14 protein-coding genes are annotated in these 19731 nt (G+C 47.0%); 11 read left to right on the top strand and 3 right to left on the bottom strand.

Annotated features, from left to right (window positions below; translation table 11 throughout):
* The first annotated feature begins 37 nt into the window (after positions 1 to 37).
* On the top strand, positions 38 to 3913 hold the full coding sequence (locus FEN17_RS03360; RefSeq protein ID WP_138363881.1) for a PAS domain S-box protein: 3876 nt from the start codon (positions 38 to 40) through the stop codon (positions 3911 to 3913).
* On the opposite strand, the gene FEN17_RS03365 is transcribed toward FEN17_RS03360, so the two are convergent.
* Entirely contained in the window at positions 3910 to 4767 is an 858-nt protein-coding gene (locus FEN17_RS03365) for an SDR family oxidoreductase (protein WP_138363882.1), read from the bottom strand. The two genes, FEN17_RS03360 and FEN17_RS03365, sit on opposite strands and share 4 nt — an antisense overlap.
* A gap of 206 nt (positions 4768 to 4973) precedes the next feature.
* Between FEN17_RS03365 and FEN17_RS03370 the strand changes: the two genes are divergently transcribed.
* From FEN17_RS03370 to FEN17_RS03385, 4 genes are read left to right on the top strand one after another with little or no spacing between them, the layout of a single operon-like run.
* Positions 4974 to 6275 (top strand): NAD(P)/FAD-dependent oxidoreductase, encoded by a 1302-nt coding sequence (locus FEN17_RS03370; RefSeq protein ID WP_229208674.1) that lies wholly within the window; start codon positions 4974 to 4976, stop codon positions 6273 to 6275.
* 9 nt (positions 6276 to 6284) lie between these two features.
* Positions 6285 to 7187: a magnesium transporter CorA family protein gene (locus FEN17_RS03375; protein ID WP_138363883.1), complete on the top strand. Its 903-nt coding sequence runs from the start codon at positions 6285 to 6287 to the stop codon at positions 7185 to 7187.
* Between the two features lie 33 nt (positions 7188 to 7220).
* A complete protein-coding gene (locus FEN17_RS03380; RefSeq protein WP_138363884.1) occupies positions 7221 to 8402 on the top strand; it encodes a fibronectin type III domain-containing protein in 1182 nt (393 codons plus the stop codon).
* A gap of 33 nt (positions 8403 to 8435) precedes the next feature.
* Positions 8436 to 9560 carry a glycoside hydrolase family 18 protein gene (locus tag FEN17_RS03385; protein WP_138363885.1) on the top strand — a complete coding sequence of 375 codons (1125 nt, stop codon included), beginning with the start codon at positions 8436 to 8438 and terminating at the stop codon, positions 9558 to 9560.
* Here FEN17_RS03385 and FEN17_RS03390 read toward each other — a convergent pair.
* Positions 9541 to 12942: a DEAD/DEAH box helicase gene (locus FEN17_RS03390; protein WP_138363886.1), complete on the bottom strand. Its 3402-nt coding sequence runs from the start codon at positions 12940 to 12942 to the stop codon at positions 9541 to 9543. The genes FEN17_RS03385 and FEN17_RS03390 overlap by 20 nt on opposite strands.
* A gap of 89 nt (positions 12943 to 13031) precedes the next feature.
* Here FEN17_RS03390 and FEN17_RS03395 point away from each other — a divergent pair, with 89 nt between their 5' ends.
* The 3 genes from FEN17_RS03395 to FEN17_RS03405 all read left to right on the top strand — a co-directional run bounded on the left by FEN17_RS03395 (position 13032) and on the right by FEN17_RS03405 (position 15697).
* On the top strand, positions 13032 to 13475 hold the full coding sequence (locus FEN17_RS03395; RefSeq protein WP_138363887.1) for an RpiB/LacA/LacB family sugar-phosphate isomerase: 444 nt from the start codon (positions 13032 to 13034) through the stop codon (positions 13473 to 13475).
* Positions 13475 to 14416: a DUF481 domain-containing protein gene (locus FEN17_RS03400; RefSeq protein WP_229208675.1), complete on the top strand. Its 942-nt coding sequence runs from the start codon at positions 13475 to 13477 to the stop codon at positions 14414 to 14416. The genes FEN17_RS03395 and FEN17_RS03400 overlap by 1 nt, the downstream gene beginning before the upstream one ends.
* Positions 14417 to 14536: 120 nt before the next feature.
* Complete coding sequence (locus FEN17_RS03405; RefSeq protein ID WP_138363888.1) at positions 14537 to 15697, top strand: Gfo/Idh/MocA family protein; 1161 nt, start codon at positions 14537 to 14539, stop codon at positions 15695 to 15697.
* An 87-nt stretch (positions 15698 to 15784) separates the two neighbouring features.
* On the opposite strand, the gene FEN17_RS03410 is transcribed toward FEN17_RS03405, so the two are convergent.
* Positions 15785 to 16633, bottom strand: a complete 849-nt coding sequence (locus FEN17_RS03410) for an aldo/keto reductase (protein ID WP_138363889.1) — start codon at positions 16631 to 16633, stop codon at positions 15785 to 15787.
* A 602-nt stretch (positions 16634 to 17235) separates the two neighbouring features.
* Between FEN17_RS03410 and FEN17_RS03415 the strand changes: the two genes are divergently transcribed.
* From FEN17_RS03415 to FEN17_RS03425, 3 genes are all read left to right on the top strand, one after another.
* A complete protein-coding gene (locus FEN17_RS03415) occupies positions 17236 to 17496 on the top strand; it encodes a hypothetical protein (protein ID WP_138363890.1) in 261 nt (86 codons plus the stop codon).
* A 115-nt stretch (positions 17497 to 17611) separates the two neighbouring features.
* Entirely contained in the window at positions 17612 to 18310 is a 699-nt protein-coding gene (locus FEN17_RS03420) for a response regulator transcription factor (protein WP_138363891.1), read from the top strand.
* Positions 18294 to 19655 carry a HAMP domain-containing sensor histidine kinase gene (locus tag FEN17_RS03425; protein ID WP_138363892.1) on the top strand — a complete coding sequence of 454 codons (1362 nt, stop codon included), beginning with the start codon at positions 18294 to 18296 and terminating at the stop codon, positions 19653 to 19655. The genes FEN17_RS03420 and FEN17_RS03425 overlap by 17 nt, the downstream gene beginning before the upstream one ends.
* Positions 19656 to 19731 lie beyond the last annotated feature (76 nt).

A 19731-nucleotide genomic window follows, 5' to 3' on the forward strand; every position in this document is an offset into this window, starting at 1 on the left:
ATCCGCTACTCAGACGTTATAATTGTCAGTGTTTTAAATGAAGGACATTTTAAGGAAAGCGCTATTTGGTTTGCAGCAGAAAGATGAGGGCGTTTTCGATTTTGTGCAAGAATCTGCCGCCGACGGTTTTCTGATCTGGGAATATCAAAATCCGCAGCAATACTGGGCGGACAAAAGGCTGCTGAAAACACTGGCAAATACCGCGAATCCTGCGGGACTGGACGAAACCTTAGAGAATTTCCTCGAAAATAAGCAGTTCCAAAATTATCAGAAGAGTGCGCTTTTACATTTCTCAGATGACAATGCTGCTCTCGCGGGCAGGATCAGAGTAGTAGAAGAGGGTAAGCCGACGTTCTTGCTTGACCTCAATTCAATCATCGGATACGATCCGGAAAGCGGAGGAAAATTGGTAATTACAGGCTTTCAGGTAGATCGCCAGGTGGCGTACATTCCGGGCGAGCTCACCAATACCAAGCTATATAATTCCTTCCTGAAAAGTAACTGGCTTTACATGGTCGGGATCAACGTGGAAGGGAATTACATTTATGTAAATGATTATTTCTGTGAGTTTTACGGACTCAGCCGCGAAGAAGTTTTGGGTAAATCTTCGCTGAGCGGCGTTGTTCCCGAGGACATTGAAAAGTGTTTGCACGTCGGAAACCTTTGTTTCAAAAACCCCGGGACACCCAATTCTGTAATCCTGAGGAAAATGTCTGTCGAAGGCATTAAGGTAACCCAGTGGGAATTTACAGGCGTTGCGGATGAAAATGGCCAGGTGTACGAACTATTTTGTATCGGCTACGACATTACCGAGCACGTAAAAGTGGAAGAAGATTTGTCGGTACTCGTTTCCAACATGCAGGATGTCCTTTTTACCATCACATCCGACGGAATATTCACCTACGTGTCGCCCAGCTGGACTGTCATGTATGGATATACGGTGGAAGAAACGGTAGGTCACCCTTTCACGGAATTTATTCATCCCGACGATTTCAAAGTATGTTTTGAAGCCCTGAAAACCGCTTCTGAAACCGGTAAGCCGGTTCCAGGCGGCATCGAGCACCGCATTATTCACAAAAACGGGGATTGGTCTTGGAGCAATACCAGTGCCAACATTGACCCTTCGAGCGGTAATATCATTCTTACGAGCCACAACATCACCGAGCTGCGCAACTCGCGCGAAAAGCTTCGGGAGCTGGCGATCGTTGCTTCCAATACGACGGACTACATTGTCATCGCTGACAACAAAGGAAAGATTACCTGGGTCAACGAAGCGTACGAACGTAAAACTGGGCTCAGCGTGAAGGAAGTGATTGGCATGAACCCGATGGATTTATTGAAAGGGCCGGATACCGACCCGGAAACCATTGAATTTATCTACAATGAATGTGTTGCCCGGCGCGTGGTGCAGGCCGAAGTACTTTGTTACACCAGAATCGGCGAGCCTTACTGGGTCGACATTAAGATTACACCTGTATTTAATGATAAAGGAATCTGCACGCATTTTATCGCTGTGGAAAGGGACATTTCGGCGCGTAAAAGGTCGGAGGAGGAAATGCGGCGGATGCAATATATGCTGGAACAAACCAACACCGTAGCCCGGATCGGTGGCTGGGAGTTGAATTTGCAGACAGATAAATTATACTGGACGCCCATTACAAAAGAACTGCACGAGGTGGCCGGCGACTACGAGCCAAACCTCAGCACAGCCATCAGCTTTTACAAAGAAGGTTATCACCGGGATCTGATCACCCGCGTCGTCAACGAAGCAATCGCGACCGGTAAATCCTGGGACTCAGAACTTCAAATTGTCACGGCCAAAGGAAATGAAGTGTGGGTGAGGACGATCGGGAAGTCGGAGGTAGTTGATGGTGTGAGTATCCGCATATATGGCGCATTCCAGGACATTACCTCCCGCAAACGTGCCGAAATGGCTATTCAAAGCTCGGAAGCGAAGTTCCGGAGCCTCTATGATTCCACCAGCGACGCGGTAATCCTTTTCAACGATAAACAATACCTGGACTGCAACCGGGCAGCTTTGCGCATGTTCGGATTGAATGATACCGACGAGCTGAGGACATTGGAGCTGGGTGTTTTGTCAGGGTTCAATGCACCGGAATCTGCCGAGCAGCAGATAATTTTCAGAGATCATATCAATGCGTTGTACGAAAACGGCTCACATACCTTTGAGTGGAGTTTTGGTGGCTATGCGGGTGTAGAACCGTTTATCGCCGAGATTTTGCTGACATTGATCAATGTTAATAATGAGCAGATAATCCAGTCAGTGATCCGTGATATTACGATGCGGAAGAAAGCCGAGGCGGAATTGCTGGAAGCCCGGGAGCACGCCGAATCAGCTAATAAGCTCAAATCGGAGTTTCTGGCCAATATGAGCCACGAAATCCGAACCCCACTGAATGGTGTGGTCGGATTTACGGATCTTTTGATGAAGACCAATCTCGACGAGACGCAGCAGCAGTATATGTCCATGGTTTTCCAGTCGGCCAACTCGCTGCTCGATATTATCAATGACATTCTCGACTTTTCAAAAATCGAGGCAGGTAAGCTCGAATTATCATTTGAAAAAACGGATCTGCTCGAAATCTCCGGTCAGGTAGCGGATATGGTGACTTACCAGGCGCAGCAAAAGCATCTGGAAATGTTGCTCAACATTCCTTCCGACATTCCACATTTCGTTTGGGCGGATTCGGTCAGGCTACGCCAGATTTTGGTGAACCTACTGAGCAATGCGGTGAAGTTTACCCTCGCAGGTGAGATCGAGCTGAAAATCGAACTTTCTCAGATTGACGGCGACAATGATTGTCATTTCCGGTTTTCAGTTCGTGATACCGGCATTGGCATTGATCCCGCCAATCAGCAGCGGATTTTCGAAGCATTTGCGCAGGAAGATGCCTCTACCACGAAACGTTTTGGCGGCACTGGGCTTGGGCTTACCATTTCAAATAATTTGTTGGGCCTGATGGACAGCAAGTTGCAGCTCATCAGTACCCCCGACCAGGGCAGCACTTTTTATTTCGACGTCAAATTCCCGATGGTTGAGGGCAAAGATCAGTTTGAGTGGGACAATGTGGATGACATTCACCGTATCCTGATTGTCGACGACAGCGAGAATAATTGTCACATTCTCAGTGATATGCTCAACAATAAAGAGATCGCTTCCGATTATGTGCGCAGCGGAGAAGATGCGGTGGACTTGTTGAAATCAGGAGAAAAATACGACGTGATCCTGATGGATTGTCAGATGCCCGGCTGGGGCGGGATCAAAACGATCGTGGAAATCAGGGATCTGGGCGGGCAGTTTGAACACCAGCCGATCATTTTGCTGAACGATTCTTTCGAGGAAGATATGCTTGTTTCGATGCGAAATGAACTCGACATTCATCACTTTCTGGTAAAACCTGTCAAGATCCAGCAGCTGTTTTTTACCTTGTCCAACTTGGGTCTGAAAAAGCGGGCGGGTGTCGAGAAGGCTGTCGAGCAGCCGCAGCTGGAAGATAAAATTGCTTCAAAAAATTACCGGGTACTCATCGCTGAGGACCATCGGATCAATATGCTGCTTGTGAAATCGATGCTAGGGAAAATAGTACCGAATGCCGAGCTGGTGGAGGCGGCAAACGGTTTGGAAGCCGTGCATGCCTACGAGGAGCATCTTCCGGACATTGTTTTGATGGACATTCAAATGCCGGAAATGAATGGTTACGAGGCGACGAGGACGATCAGAAAAATCGCCCACCAACTGCACGTGCCGATCATTGCATTGACAGCAGGTACAGTTGTGGGCGAACGTGAAAAGTGCCTAGAGGCAGGAATGGACGATTATCTGACCAAACCCGTTTTAAAAGACACCCTCGAAAAAGCGATCCGAAAGTGGCTTTTTAATAACCAGCGTTAACTATTTATCACCTGGCCACCATTCGGGTGCAACACCTGGCCGCTCATATAAGATGCGTCTTCGCTTGCCAGAAATACGTAGCAAGTCCCTACTTCGCACGGCTGGCCCGGGCGCTTGAAAGGTGTATCTTTTCCAAATTTTTCCACACGCTCGGAATCGAATGTAGAAGGAATAAGCGGCGTCCAGATCGGGCCCGGCGCTACGGCGTTGACCCTGATACCTTTATCTGCCAGATTATCAGCCAGCGATCGGGTATAGGCGACAATCGCACCTTTTGTCGATGAATAATCAAGTAGCGACGGACTGCCGTGATACGCTGTGATCGACGTGGTATTAATGATTGAATCTCCCTCTTCCATCTGAGATAAAACGGCCTGCGTGAACTGAAAAAAGGAGAAAATGTTAGTCGTGAAAGTGTCCGTCAGCTGCTGCGTCGAAATTTCGCGTACATCATCTTTTGGATGCTGCTCGGCGGCATTATTGACCAAGATATTGATTTTTCCAAACTGATCCAGCGTCTGCTTTACAGCATCTTTGCAAAAATTTTCATCACGGATATCGCCGGGAATCAGCAGACAAGCCTTTCCCTCCGCTTCCACGAGCGATTTAGTCTTATCAGCATCTTCATTTTCTTCCAGGTAAACAATCGCGACGTCTGCGCCTTCCCGGGCAAAATGTATCGCCACCGACCGTCCGATTCCACTATCTCCACCCGTAATTAGTGCTGTTTTACCTTGAAGCTTGCCGCTTCCCCGGTAATTTTCGCGGATATAGATGGGTTTTGGGTCCATTTCCTCTTCAATTCCCGGGCGCACATCCTGCGTTTGTCCCTTCGTATCTATGTCGTAATTCATGATCAGCTTTTTTTAGTTAATGATTTTTTAAACCGTGCCTTTGAAAAAAGGGCGTGCCAGCAGCAAATAGTCACCCGGACAGCCCGGGACGCTGATTTTTATAAAATACAAAAAGGGAAAAATGCGCAAACATTTGCACAGAAGAACCACCCGAAGTGATACATCCGACTTTCAAAAACTGATTAAATCCGACCGGCATAATTATAATGTCACTAAGCCGCGGACAAAACCGGAAAAACATGGATTTCAGGAAAGTAGTGATCATTGGCGGCGGATTTGCGGGGATTAACCTCGCCCAAAAGCTTTCGAAGAACAAGCAATTTCAGATAACACTTGTCGATAAAAATAATTACAATTTTTTCCCGCCCCTGTTGTACCAGGTAGCGACTGGCTTTCTCGAAGCTTCGAACATTAGCTATCCTTTCCGCAAATTTTTTCAGGATAGCCAAAACCTGCATTTCAGTCTTGGCGCGTTTCTGGAAGTTTTCCCGGAAGAAAAAAGGGTTTCCACGGAAAGCGGGGACCTTTACTACGACTACCTGGTGTTTGCCACGGGTACCGAAACCAATTATTTTGGAATGGAAAATGTGAAGAAGAATTCGGTGCCGATGAAAACGGTGCAGGATGCTCTGGCGCTGCGAAATCACATTCTCATGAATAAGGAGCGGGCCACGAAAATCACGGATTTGAATGAAAGGAAAAAGATCCTGTCGATTGTGGTGGCGGGGGCCGGGCCTACCGGGGTGGAAGTTTCCGGCATGCTGGCCGAGATGCACAAGAAGATTTTCAAGAAAGATTACCCCGAGCTGAACCGCGAAGAAGTGCAGATATACCTTGTGGATGCGTTGCCTGTGGTACTGAATCCGATGAGTAAAAAATCGCAGGAACAAACGCTGGAAGAACTCAAAGAATTGGGCATCAATGTGTTGCTGGACCACGCCGTGAGCGATTATGTCGATGGCATAGTTTCATTTAAAAATGGAAAAAAGATTGAAACTGAAACGCTGATCTGGACCTCCGGCGTGACGGCGACTGCCTTGCCGGGGATACCCAAAGAAGCGCTGGGAAGAGGAAAAAGAGTGATCGTGGACGCGTACAACCGCGTGATGGGCTATGATCACATTTATGCCCTCGGCGATATTTGCCTGATGACCACCGATGAAAAATTTCCGGACGGACATCCGCAGCTGGCGCAGGTAGCAATCCAGCAAGGAAGAAACCTGGCGGAAAATTTGGTGCGAATCGCAGAAAATAAGGAACAGAAGCCATTTAAGTATACCGATAAGGGTACGATGGCGATTATCGGGATCAATAAGGCGGTGGCTGATCTGCCCGGATTGCATTTCAAAGGATTTATCGCTTATTTTCTGTGGCTCGTGGTGCATTTATTCTCCCTGATCCGCTACCGGAACCAGGTAAAAACATTGTATAACTGGATGGTGTTGTTTTTTACAAGAGACCAGTCACTGCGTTTTATCCTTGATGCCAAACCCGAAAATAAAGGCTAATCCACATTTATGATCAAGACCATCACCGACCAGAAGAAGTTTCCATTTGAATGGTTGGATATCTTAGACCCTGAGCCCGAAGAACTTAAAGACATTGCGGCGAAATACAAGCTGCACGAATCTTCCATCAAAGACTGGCTGCAAACCGATCATTTGCCCAAATATGAAAATGTAGGCAGCTATGTGCTGATCATTTTCAGGATACATTGCCACAAGGTGCCGGAGGAGGCAGATACTGTCCCCGAACTGACCGATAAAGTGGTGATTTTTATGAGTGATGAGCGGGTGATCACGCTCCACAAAAAAAAATGGGACGCGCCAAAAGCGATCCTGGAAAACCAGCTGGAACAACATCATTGCCAGACGACCCACGATCTGGTGAATGAAATCGTAAAAAGTTGCCTTTCTACCTACGAGGCGCCATCGGTGAAACTGACGGAGGATATTGAGTATTACGAGCAGAATATGTTCCTGAAAAACCGGAAACCGACGCTGCTGAAAGGACTTTATTATCTGCGCCGGCGTACCGAAGTGACGCGCAGGGTGATCATGCTTTCGCACGAGATCATCGACAAGATTGACAATCAGGAACATTCCAACACACATACCCGCGATACCAGGGATTTGTACGTGAAGCTGCACAACATTTACGATACGCTTTTCGAAAATATGAACCAGCTGGTGATGATCTATTTCTCGATTTCTTCGCAGCGTACCAATGAAATAGTCCGCGTTTTAACGCTGTTTTCCGTATTTTTCATGCCGCTTACTTTCATCGTCGGCATTTACGGCATGAACTTCGATTACATGCCGGAGCTCAGGCTAAAATTTGGTTATCCGGGCGTAATGATTTTGATGGGGCTGATCACGATCGGGATTTATACTTGGTTCAAAAGGCGCGGCTGGCTCTGAAGTAACCTGCTTTCAAAGTGTGTTTTTAAGTATATGAATCAACGTTCTACAAGATTATTCTTCTTCCTTTCCCTTTTATTAATCAGGAGTTTCTGCCCGGAAATTTCCGCTGCTGAACCGTTTGCAGTTCCCAAGCCGCCCGCTAACCTGCTGGCTACTGCGAATTCAGCGACGCAAATCACATTAACCTGGCAGGACGGCTCTGTGGATGAAACCGGTTTTGAGGTGGAAAGATCGTTGGATAACAAGACTTACACGAAGCTTATAGACCTGCCTGCCAATACCAAAACATACATTAACACGGGCTTAACTGCCTTCACCTCATACTGGTACCGTATCCGCGCCAAAAATGCCAGTGGCTTTTCTACTTATTCCAACATTGCATCAGCCACCACATTACAACTCCCGCCTGCCGCGCCAGACGAACTTGCGGGGTCCGCTGTTTCCACGACGCAAATCAATCTGACCTGGACGGACAATGCGACTAATGAGACCGGTTTTCAGCTGGAAAGATCATTGGACGGAAATTCCTTTTCGAAAATCGCGGACCTGGCGGCCAATGTGACAACTTACCAAAATGCCGGTCTGACGACATTTACCGAATATTTTTACCGCATCCGCGCAGTGAATGCCGTCGGGGCGTCGGCATATAGCAATGCGGTCGCCATCAAAACCCAGAACATTCCTGCGCCCGACCGTCCGCTGAATCTTACGGCGGTACCGACCGAGCCAGAGCTGATCCAGGTGCGCTGGTCGGCAGTGACGGGCGGCGCTACTGAAACAGTTATTGAAAGGTCGAAGGATAATGATGAGGGTTTTGTGCAAATCGGGAAAGTGGCTGCCAGCGTGCTGCAATTTGAGGATCGGGGGAAAAAGGAGACTGCTGATTATTATTATCGGATCAAAGCAATCAATGCCGGTGGCAGCTCGCCTTACAGCACAATTTCCATCGTCCGAGCATCGACGATTATTACCGGTGTAGAGCCAGCTAAAATTGGTGATTTGATTTTTGCGGCGGGAAAAACATTGGTAACTGAAATCCAAAGTCAGTCGCGGGCCACACTTTCCGTTTATGACATGAGAGGAAATCAGCGCCAAAGAATTGCAGTAACCGCTTCATCCAGAACGGATTTGTCAGCATTACCATCTGGACTTTACATTGTGGTGATTGAAATTCCGCAAAAAGTAATTTCCCGCAAAATCCTGCTTTATTGAGCAGCTACTTAGAAAAAACCTAAATCCAGACCTATGAAAAAAATCTGTCTACTTCTGCTGGCAGTGGCCGCGCTAGTCATTTCTAGTCCCGAATTTGCAAAGGCGCAATCGAAGAAAAAATACATTGTGAATGCCTATGTCGGCGGTTTTCGGGGTTTGGTGAAAACTGAGGAGATTGATGCCGATAAGCTGACACATATTAATTATGCCTTCGTCAATGTGAAGGATAGCTTGGCGACGCTTACCAATCTGGCGACGGACTCCATCAATTTCCGGAAATTAAATGCATTAAAACTGATCAACCCGGACCTGAAAATTGTCATTTCGATTGGCGGCTGGGCGTGGAGTGAAAACTTTTCGGACGCGGTTCTGACCGAAACTTCCAGACAAAAATTTGCCAAATCCAGCGTCGACATTATCCGCCAATACAACCTCGATGGCGTGGATATCGACTGGGAATACCCTGCGATGCGCGGCGAGGAAGGCAATATTTACCGGCCCGAGGATAAACATAATTTCACATTAATGTTCAAGGCTTTGCGTGACGAGCTGAACATGCTGGAAAAGGAAAAGGGCCGGAAATTCCTGCTAACCACTGCCGTCGGCGGCTCCAAATCTTTTGTAGAAAACACTGAAATGGGCGACGCGCAGCAGTACCTCGACTACATTCTGATTATGACGTACGACTACGGCGGCAAAAACGGGACAGTCGGCCATCACACCAATTTGTACGATTACGGTGTGGAGGAAGGCTCTTCGGCTGACAGGTCTGTGAAAAATTTCATGGCTGCTGGCGTACCGGCTAACAAAATCGGCCTCGGCGCTGCATTTTATGGAAAAGGCTGGGAAGCAGAAACGATAAAAAACAATGGTTTGGGTGAAAAACGTATCAAAGCCGTGCAGGGAGGCGGTTACACCAAGCTGAAAGACACATTGATAGACCAGAATGGTTATAAAAAATACTACGACAAAAAGGCCCGCGCACCTTATCTGTTTAATGAAAGTACCCGGACATTGATCACTTACGAAGACGAAAAATCCATCAAGGATAAGTGTAAGTATGTCAAAAAGAACAAATTAGCTGGGATATTCTTCTGGGAATATTTCAGCGATCCCAAGGAATATCTGCTGACTGAGATCAGTAAGGACTTGGATTAGAAACCAGCGCGAGCAAATCACTCCTGGTCAATGATTTCAAAATGGATGTATCCGTTTTCACGAGATCATTAGCCAGGTCTTTTTTCGATTCCTGCAATTCCATCATCTTTTCCTCTATCGTATCCGGGCAAATGAGCCGCACGGCGATCACATTTTTCTTCTGCCCGATGCGGTAACTCCGGTCAATCGCCTGATTTTCAACCGCCGGGTTCCACCACGGATCGATGATGTAAACGTAATCGGCTTCGGTGAGGTTTAGTCCTGTACCGCCCGCTTTCATGCTGATCAGGAAAACGCGCACATCCGGGTTATTCTGGAAATTTTCCACTTTTGCCGCCCGGTCTTTCGTCTGTCCGGTCAGATATTCAAAGCCAATGTTGCGTTTTTCCAACTCCGGTCTGATCAAATCCAGCATCGTCACAAACTGACTAAAAACCAGGATCTTATGTTGCGGCGATTTCATCTCGATCTGCTCCAACAAGGTGTCGATTTTCGCAGAAGCGTTGCCGTAAAAAGCGTCATCATTGAGCAGGGCAGGGGAGTTACAGATCTGGCGCAGCTTGGTCAATCCCTGCAAGACGTGCAGCGTACTTCGCTCAATATCAACCTCATTCCGTGTGTTCAGGAATGTGAAAAATTCCAGTTCATAAGCATTATAAACTTTCCGCTGCTCGTCGCCCATTTCGCAGTAGATCACCATTTCGGTTTTATCCGGCAGCTCAGTCGCAACCTGCTTTTTAGTGCGCCGCAAAATGAAGGGGTTAATCCTTTTCTGCAATTCTTTCGCGCGGTCGTTTTCTTTAAACCGGTCGATTGGCGTGGAAAAATGATGTTTGAAATGAAATTTGCTACCCAATAGTCCCGGACACGCAAATGATAGCTGACCGTACAAATCGAATGTATTGTTCTCCACTGGTGTACCCGTCAGCACCAGTTTGTTCCGCGATTGCAGCAGCCGTGCAGCCTTATAACGTTGAGATTCAGGGTTTTTAATGGCCTGCGATTCGTCGAGGATAATGTAGTTGAAATGGTATTTTTTTAAATAATTGACATCCATCAGCAACGTTCCGTAGGAAGTCAGCACAATGTCGAAGTGATCAAACCGTCCGGTTTCCTTGATGCGGTCGGAGCCGTAAATCGTGAGTACTTCCAGGTCGGGCGCAAACTTCTTGATTTCGTCCTGCCAGTTGAAAATCAGCGAAGTAGGTACGATAATCAGGTTGGTTTGCTTGCCGTGCTTTTCTTTTTGGGATAACAAGAAAGCGATGATCTGCACCGTTTTTCCCAGGCCCATATCATCCGCCAGGCAGCCGCCGAAGTTGAAATCGTCGAGGAAGTTGAGCCAGTTAAGTCCTTGTTTCTGGTAATCGCGTAAGGTGGCTTTCAAGGTAACCGGTTCAGCGACAGACGGAATGGTATCGAAACTTTCAAACTTGGTACGGTAAAATGCGATCTGCTCACGAACTTCCCGGTCCAGCAATTCCTCGTCGTACATTTCGCTGACCGAGATAAAATTCACTTTCGGCGTGCGGATCGTTTCTTCCACGATTTCCCCTGCCTCAAAGAATTTGGCAAACTTTTCAATCCAGTTTTCAGGCAAAATTCCCAGCGTACCATCGCCAAGCTCGACATATTTATTCCGGTTTTTGACCGCCTTATGCAAATTTTTCAGCGTCACATTTTGCTTGCCGAACTTCACATTTGCTGTGGTGTTGAACCAGTTGATCCCGCTGATTACATGTACCGAAACCTTTGCCTTGTGCAGGTTCACGCGATTTTTGGTCAGCGTATTAAAGCCGAGAATTGAGATTCCCTGTTCCTGCCACTCGTCAAAAACATCGAGAAACCAGTTTTCATCGAGAAACTGATTTTTATGGAGATAAAAGAAATTTTTGCCGAGCTGCTCCTCAAAATCAGGATGTTGGCGAATTATAGCGGCGCCGAATCGGTTTTCCAGATCATTGTCACGCGCCACTGTGAAAGGATTTCCGTGACTATCCACTGAGTAAATTTCCTTCCTTGAAAACAGCGCAACCTCCACTTTTCCATACTTCACGACCGGCGTGATCAGCACATATTGCCCGAAATCTTCCAGGTAAATGATCTTTCCGATTTCGTTATCAAAACCCTGCTCTTCTTTCTGCTGCTCAGTGGCGGGTTTCAGGTAAGAATAAATGATCCCGATCCGGTTCTCGATCTTCGCAAGCACATTTTGCCTGAATTCCTCAAACTTGGATTCGTGGATGATGATCTTCTGGTTGTGTTGCTTAAAAAACGAAACTGCATTTAAAATGTCCTCCCTGTCAATAAGATAAAGAGAGCTTTGGTATAGCACGAAATAGTCGTAGCGCATCTGCACCTTTTCCAGGTCGAGGTAAATGCCGTCGAGGATGAGGTAGCCGGAAATGTGGTAAAACTGCTCCTTGCGGTCAATGTGCAGCTGCATATCGATCGGCGACTGTTCCAGCCGGACGGGTATCAGCGAGGCCGCGCTCACATTCTCGGAAAAGCCGCTGTCGTGGTAATAAAAGTCGATTTCCAGCGGATTTTTAAGGATTGATTTCAATCCCGCAATGTCTGTCTCCGTTTTCTTTTTCCTGAAATTGTTTTGAAACGCAGATACCGCCGTGTGAAATTTAATGATTGCAGTTTCCTCTGAGCCCCAGATTTTTTCCAGCGGATTCAGCAGTATCAGCGGGTTTTTCAGCTTGCCATTTCCCGTCACCGAGGCCTCGTAAAGCTCGATAAAGAAATGCTCGTAATATTTATTAATACCAAAAACGGCGATGATTTTTAACTTATCATCCGCAGATTTCGCGCCAGGCAACTGCAAGGTAGGTTTGGCTGCCAGCTGCTCCGCCAGTTGCGTTACAAAACTCGGGCTCACCGGGATCATTTCTTTCTGCTTTGGCCTGATCACCAGCTCTTTATTGGACAGCGACATTTGAAAATATATGTCCGGATCGGGCTCATTTTCCAGGCCATAATCCACCGCTACCGGCCGGATTTTCTCCAAACGCAGCTTTTTATCAAAAAAGGCACGTAAATCCTTATTCCGCATCAGGTTATACAAAACCTGGATCTGATGCTCGCAAAGATTTTTTTTAGGCGTGGCGCAAGAGCAATATAGATTTACGTGCTGCTCATTTTGTTTTACAACCACCTTAAAAGGCTCAGCAGCAGCACCCGCGATGCGAAATGCGGCGTAATTGACGTCTACTTCATAAGGTTGAATGTCGAAAAAGCCGCGCCGCTCTGTGGAAGGCAGTTCCGCACTATTTTGTAAAATGTGTGTGGTCGTCAGGTCAGATATGTTGAAGTCCGGAAACGTAAAATTGTGCAGGCTTGGGCTTGCGGTCCCGGCAGTTTCATCTTTTCTCATGCGGCGAATTTTGTTAAAAATAACGAAATTACCGCCGTGGAGGGCATCCTCGCCTCCCGGCTTTATGTACATCTTAACCTTATTTTACCATGGAAATCGGACTGGCAGCAGACCACGGCGGATACGAGCTGAAAGAATTTTTGAAAAATATACTGACTGAGCAAGGTCACCACATTACGGATTTCGGCGCCTACCTGCTCGATAGCAAGGATGATTATCCCGATTTCGTAATTCCTCTGGCTCAGGCGGTCGCATCCAAAGAACTCGACCGCGGCATTGCCGTATGTGGCAGCGGGGTAGGCGCTTCCGTGGCGGCAAATAAGGTCACCGGTGTGCGTGCGGCATTGATTAATGATCATTTTTCGGCGCATCAGGGCGTGGAAGATGATGACCTGAATTTGTTGTGCCTCGGCGGCAGGGTGACGGGAAATATGGCCGCGAAGGAGCTGGTCGAGTCATTTTTAAAGGCTGAATTTACCGGTGAAGAAAGGCACATGCGCCGCCTCGGGAAGGTAAAAGAGTTGGAGAAATAGTGTCAAAACCGATAAATCAGAACATTTTGGCATTATTCTTTTGCGGCCCGGCGGTAATGAAAAATCCGACTTGCCACCGTTTTTTAAAGCTTGCCGCTTTCTTTTTAGTCCTTTTTTGCTCCCGGGTTTTTGCCCAGGAAACAGCCCCGGAAGGCCCGAAAATCCTTCCGGCAGATTCAGTAACCACCGCCAAACCGGACAAGGTCACAACAGATTCCGTCAGGAGCGGCGCCATCAAACCTGACTCGGTTAAGTCCGACTCAGTCCCGAAGCCAAAGGTTTTAATCGATACGATCCGCTACCGTTTTTATGGGGACGGGAATTTTACCAAGGGAAATGTGAACCGCACTTTGATGGTTTTCCGCGCCGAGCTGGTTTTCAGTGGCCCGGTGATCAACATTTCCACCAATCCGCGGTTTACTTATGGTAAACAAAATGGCATTCTCGCCGAAAGAGATTCTTACGGAGACCTTTTTGTAGATATTTTTAAAAAGCGGAGGACTTACGTTTTCGGGTTAGGTGCTTTGGAAACGAGTAACTTACGTAAGATTGATCTCCGGCAGATGGCGGGAGCAGGTATCGGTTACCGGCTGCTCAAAAACAAAACGAACGACCTGAGCCTGACCAATGCGATTTTATATGAATCGACCAACTTCCAGGAAATCGCCACGGTGATGACGATCCGTAATTCTTTCAGGATCAAGGGTAAACATTCACTTTTGAATGATAAGATCCGGTTTAACCATTTAACATTTATCCAGCCAGCATTGAATGACATTTCCAATGTGCGCTGGAATACGATCATGTCGGTGGAGTTGCCGCTGAATAAATGGATTACGTTGCGGACGAGCTTTGAAAACTCTTTCGAGAGTGTGGTGGAAGCGACGAGAAAGCGGAATGATTCGCGGATTACATTCGGTATCTCCGTCGGAAACAAGTAAGTATCAGGAATTTTTTTTTTTTGTAAGGGAAAGAAGGGCGTAACGCTGTCCATGTTGGCGGTACATTAAATCTTCCGGAAATGTGCTTTTACCCATAATCCAAACATTCCAATCCCAGCAATGAAAGAACTCGATAACCGTCGCCAATTCCTGAGAAATTCGGTCAATACTGCCGCCAGCCTGATGATGATCCCTACATTAGCACAGGAAGTGCTGGCCGCGGAAAAGCCTGTAAATGTTGAAGATAAGCCTCAAACGCCTATGGCCTCGCGCATTAAATTTTCCGTCATCGGGATCAACCACGGACACATTTATGGTCAGGTAGAAGCGGTGACGCGCGGCGGCGGCGAGCTGGTTTCGTTTTATGCTAAAGAAGCGGACCTGGCGAGCGCATTTGCTAAAAGATACCCCCAGGCGAAACAAGCCCAAAGCGAAGCGGAAATCCTGGATGATAAAAGCATTCAGCTGGTTTTGAGTTCTGGTATCCCCGACGAGCGCGCGCCGCTGGGTGTCCGCGTGATGAAGGCCGGCAAGGATTATATGGTGGACAAACCAGGAATTACAACTTTGGAACAACTGGCGCAAGTCCGCAAGGTGCAGAAAGAAACCAAACGCATCTATTCTATTATGTACAGCGAGCGCCTCGAAAACCGCGCGACGATCAAAGCAGGAGAACTAGTAAAAGAAGGCGCGATCGGAAAAGTGATCCAGACGATCGGACTTGGGCCGCACCGGATCAGCCTCAATACGCGTCCCGAGTGGTTTTTTGACAAAAAGCGTTTTGGCGGTATCATTTGCGACATTGCGTCCCACCAGTTTGACCAGTTTTTGTTTTTTACCAATTCAACAAAAGCGGAGGTCGTAGCCTCGCAGGTGGGTAATGTTAACCATCCGCAGTATCCTAAATTCGAGGATTTTGGTGATACAATGCTAAGAGGAAACGGCGGCGCAGGTTACATCCGCGTCGACTGGTTCACGCCGGATGGACTGAAAAGCTGGGGCGATGGTCGTCTGACCGTTTTGGGTACCGAAGGTTTTATTGAAATCCGCAAGAATGTAGACATCGGCGGCCGTGATGGCGGTAACCACCTTTTCCTGGTTAATAATAAAGAAACAACTTATGTCGATTGCAGCAAGGTTGAATTGCCTTATGGTCGCCAACTGGTCGACGATGTATTGAACCGGACTGAAACCGCGATGTCGCAGGAACATTGTTTCCTGGCTACGGAGCTGGCATTGAAAGCGCAGAAGAATGCGCAGAATGTGTCAGTATTGAGCTAGTTGACAAAAAAATCGCCCCCGGTGCTTTTCAGCGTCGGGGGCAATTTATGTTCATAGGTTAATATATTCGCTCTAATAATTCGCATGCTACTCCGAAAGTGCTGCAAAATCTTCGTCAGATAACTGAATATCACCTGCGGCCAGATTTTCTTCCAAATGTTTCAATGAGCTGGTGCCGGGAATCAGCAGAATGTTGGAAGCTCTCTTCAAAAGCCATGCAAGCGCGATTTGCGCAGTGGTAGCGCCATGTTTTTTGGCAATGTTGTCGATCTTGCTTTTCATTTTATCCGGTCCCGAAGCCAGTGGGAACCAGGGGATAAAGGCCATGCCGCGCTGCTCCGTGTAGTCCAGCACATTTTCCCACTGTCTGTTTCCCAGGTTATAAAGGTTTTGTACAGACACAATCGGCACCACTTTTTCGGCCCGCTCGATCTGCTCCACATCCACTTCCGATAAACCGACGTGGCGGATTTTCCCAGCTTTCACAGCATCTACGACCGGCCCCAGTGTTTCCTCAACAGGAAAGCGGGTGTCAAAACGGTGCAGCTGCCAAAGGTCGATCACGTCCAGTTTGAGTCGCTGCAAGCTACCTTCAATTGCTTCTTTGATATGTTTGGGATCACCATTTACCGGCCACTGATTGGGTCCTGTGCGTTCCAGGCCACCTTTTGTGGCGATCAGTAAATTTTGGGGATAAGGATGCAACGCGTCAGCGATCAGCACTTCGTTTGTATGCGGACCGTAAGAGTCAGCAGTATCAATGAAATTCACACCTGCTTCGACGGCTGCCTGCAATACTTTCTTGGCTGTTTCGCGATCGGGCGCATCGCCCCACACGCCGCGGCCGGTCAGCTGCATTCCGCCGTAGCCCAGTCTGTTTATTTCAATATCGCCGCCAATTTTGAATGTGGACGTATTTTCTGTTGTGTTTGCCATGATGATTTAATTAAGATGGTTCATTTAAAACCAACCAGCCCGCGATTTGATTCATAGCTGGTGTGAGGTTCGTGAAAAAATAATGGCACACAAATGTCACGCCAGAAAATGGCGATGTAGCTCCGAAACCGGCCGATTTTTACCTCCGTTCAATCGGTAAAACCTACCGTTCAATCATTTCCTGCCCTGATTTGAAAAAATTTTCGAAAATATTTTCTCCAATTACGGCTTTTTTCCTGCAATTATTTGGCAAAATGGCGCATTGGTTAAATCCACTCCGAATAAAATTTTACTTAATGTCATTTATGCCAAATTTAACTAACGACTTTTTTTAGGGGCAGTACGAAACTTTGTTAGTGGCCCTCCATACAGAATGTTTTTAGTCACAATTTTTAAAAAATCAGTGACTTTTAGATTTACAATATTGAAATAGTACCATAATTGTTGAGCTATCTTGCCCTGCATTTTCTGGTTTTTTATTGATTTTGGCCGAATATTCTTTTGGTGTAATCTGCCCTGAACGTTTGTATTCAGAATATTGTAGTATCTTTGTACAAGAAATTAAGACAAAAAGAAAAGAAAAAACGTAAACACTATTAACAATGAAAAATGCAAAATCAATGATAGTAGCCGCCATGATGGCCATGACTATCGCAACTTATGCCAACGCTGAGAATTCTACATATAAATTTGAAGAAAAAGCAAGAGTTACCGTTTTGAGCAGTGCCTTGCCAGCATCGCTTCCAGTTTTGGACAGCCCTGCACCACAGGCTGCAAAATCGACCGTTGACACCAATAAGCACACTGCTGCACAGAAAGCAGCAATCGTAGGTCTGCAATTGAAAAGCAACACCACGAAGTAATTAGTTACCGTAATCTTCAAAAAGGGGAGAATTTTATTCTCCCCTTTTTTTGTTGCCGGAGCAAGCCATACTTCAAGCCGACATCCTATATTTGGAGCCGGCAACAAACAACATTATGAAGCTCCTGCTCATCGAAGACGAACCCAGCGTAATTTCTGTCATACAGCGCAGCCTGAATGCTTCGGGGCACGAAATTACTGTGGCGATGGACGGGCAGTCGGGCCTGCAGATGGCTTTGCAGCATTCGTTTGACATTATTATCCTCGACTTAATGTTGCCTGTTATCAATGGGATGGAAGTTTGCCGGCGGATCAGGACTGCGCAAATTACGACGCCGATTTTAATGCTAACTGCCTTAGGTACAACGGAAAATATCGTCTCCGGTCTCGATGCAGGCGCCGACGACTACATGACAAAACCTTTCAAACTGGCGGAACTGGAAGCGCGGCTGCGGACATTGACCCGCCGCGGCAAGGAACCGGAAAAGGAGCGGATCGAAGGCTTGCTGATCATCGGCGATCTGGTTTTAGACAAAATCACAAAAACTGTCCGTCGTGATAACCAGAACATTGAGCTCACCGCCACGGAATTCCGGCTGCTAGAATACCTGCTTTCTAATACCAACCGGGTTTTAAACCGCATGGAAATCCTGGAAAATGTCTGGGACATTAATTTCAATCTCGGGACGAATGTGGTGGATGTATATATCAATTACCTGAGGAAGAAAATCGATAAAAACCATCCTATCAAGTTGATCCACACGGTTTTCGGGATGGGATATGTGATCCGGCAGGTGTATGAAGATCCAAAATAAGATCACGCTGCTTTTCATGGCGCTCACCGCAGGTATCATTCTGGCGCTGAGCGTATTCATCTATATTTTCACTTCTGAAAGTATTTCCGCAAGCTTTTTCCACCGGTTGGAAGTCCGGGCCGACATTGTGGGCCACGCGGCTTTGGAAGAGAACAAATACCGCACTTCCGTTTATTACGAAATCAAAGAGCGGCACCTTGGCGACTTGCCTTTTGAAAAGCACACCATTTCCGCCGACTTACCGGACGAAAAGGAGCGTAAAATTTTCCCGATGCCCGCTTCATTTTACAGTGAAATCAACAAAGCGGTGCCTGTCCGGTTTTATCAAAATGACACTTCTTACGTCGCCGTGCAAATTGAAAAAGCTGGTAAAGAGCTGATTGTGATTTCTTCGGCGGTCGATTTATATGGTCTGGAAGAAATGGCGGAGCTGCGAAAGCTGTTAATCATAGGTTTTCTCATCGCGATGGTTTTTGTATTCACTTTTGGAAAACTTTTTTCCGAAGAAGTTTTTAAACCGATCCGCCGGATTATTCGTAATGTGAAGGGAATCAATGCATTAAACCTCCATCAGCGACTTGCGATCGACGATAGTAATGATGACGTGGAGGCACTTTCCAGGACTTTCAACGAAATGCTCGACCGGCTTGAAATCACTTTTGAGATGCAGAATAATTTCGTGAGCAATGCTTCTCATGAATTTAAAACACCGCTCACCGTCATCAGCGGCGAGGCGGAACTGGGACTTCGGACGCCCGGAATCCCCGAAAATGCGCTGGTGTCTTTCCGCAACATTTACCAGGAATCGGAAAAGCTGGAACATCTCGCCAGCAGCATGTTAAGTCTGGCGCAGACGGGTTTTGACGGTAAAAAAGAAGAGTGGAATGATATCCGGATCGACGAGTTGATCCTTTCCGTGAAAGAAGCGGTTGATAAAATTATCGCGGATAATAAAGTCGGTATCAATTTTGACAGCCTGCCCGAAGATGACCGGAAACTGATTGTCGTTGGAAACAAAACGCTGCTGACGGCGGCTTTTACCAACATTGTTTTAAACAGCTGCAAATATTCGGATAACAAACCTGTGGAAATCATTATCCGGGCAGACGGGACTTACGCCATTGTGGAAATTAGGGACGAAGGAATCGGGATTCCCGAGCGGGAGATCGGGCAAATATTTGTGCCATTTTTCCGCGCTTCCAATACCGAGCGCTATAAAGGATACGGCATCGGGCTGCCCCTGGCCCACAATATTGTGCGCCTGCACCAGGGGAAGGTGGAAGTGGTAAGTCGGGTAGGAGCGGGCACCCGTTTCACGACTTTTCTGCCATTCCGAGCTTTCTAATTCGTTTTTAACATTCTTATCCCGTTCTAATTTCCCTCACACCACATTATAATCTAGCTCTTAGCGCGTCCTAACC

The sequence above is a fragment of the Dyadobacter luticola genome, from assembly GCF_005860805.1.
Classification (GTDB): domain Bacteria; phylum Bacteroidota; class Bacteroidia; order Cytophagales; family Spirosomataceae; genus Dyadobacter; species Dyadobacter luticola.

What these genes read in the sequence shown, in the direction of transcription:
- FEN17_RS03360 (WP_138363881.1), top strand. Translation starts at nt 38, where the DNA reads ATGAAGGACATTTTAAGGAAAGCGCTATTTGGTTTGCAGCAGAAAGAT.
- FEN17_RS03365 (WP_138363882.1), bottom strand. Translation starts at nt 4,767, where the DNA reads ATGAATTACGACATAGATACGAAGGGACAAACGCAGGATGTGCGCCCG.
- FEN17_RS03370 (WP_229208674.1), top strand. Translation starts at nt 4,974, where the DNA reads ATGTCACTAAGCCGCGGACAAAACCGGAAAAACATGGATTTCAGGAAA.
- FEN17_RS03375 (WP_138363883.1), top strand. Translation starts at nt 6,285, where the DNA reads ATGATCAAGACCATCACCGACCAGAAGAAGTTTCCATTTGAATGGTTG.
- FEN17_RS03380 (WP_138363884.1), top strand. Translation starts at nt 7,221, where the DNA reads ATGAATCAACGTTCTACAAGATTATTCTTCTTCCTTTCCCTTTTATTA.
- FEN17_RS03385 (WP_138363885.1), top strand. Translation starts at nt 8,436, where the DNA reads ATGAAAAAAATCTGTCTACTTCTGCTGGCAGTGGCCGCGCTAGTCATT.
- FEN17_RS03390 (WP_138363886.1), bottom strand. Translation starts at nt 12,942, where the DNA reads ATGAGAAAAGATGAAACTGCCGGGACCGCAAGCCCAAGCCTGCACAAT.
- FEN17_RS03395 (WP_138363887.1), top strand. Translation starts at nt 13,032, where the DNA reads ATGGAAATCGGACTGGCAGCAGACCACGGCGGATACGAGCTGAAAGAA.
- FEN17_RS03405 (WP_138363888.1), top strand. Translation starts at nt 14,537, where the DNA reads ATGAAAGAACTCGATAACCGTCGCCAATTCCTGAGAAATTCGGTCAAT.
- FEN17_RS03410 (WP_138363889.1), bottom strand. Translation starts at nt 16,633, where the DNA reads ATGGCAAACACAACAGAAAATACGTCCACATTCAAAATTGGCGGCGAT.
- FEN17_RS03415 (WP_138363890.1), top strand. Translation starts at nt 17,236, where the DNA reads ATGAAAAATGCAAAATCAATGATAGTAGCCGCCATGATGGCCATGACT.
- FEN17_RS03420 (WP_138363891.1), top strand. Translation starts at nt 17,612, where the DNA reads ATGAAGCTCCTGCTCATCGAAGACGAACCCAGCGTAATTTCTGTCATA.
- FEN17_RS03425 (WP_138363892.1), top strand. Translation starts at nt 18,294, where the DNA reads ATGAAGATCCAAAATAAGATCACGCTGCTTTTCATGGCGCTCACCGCA.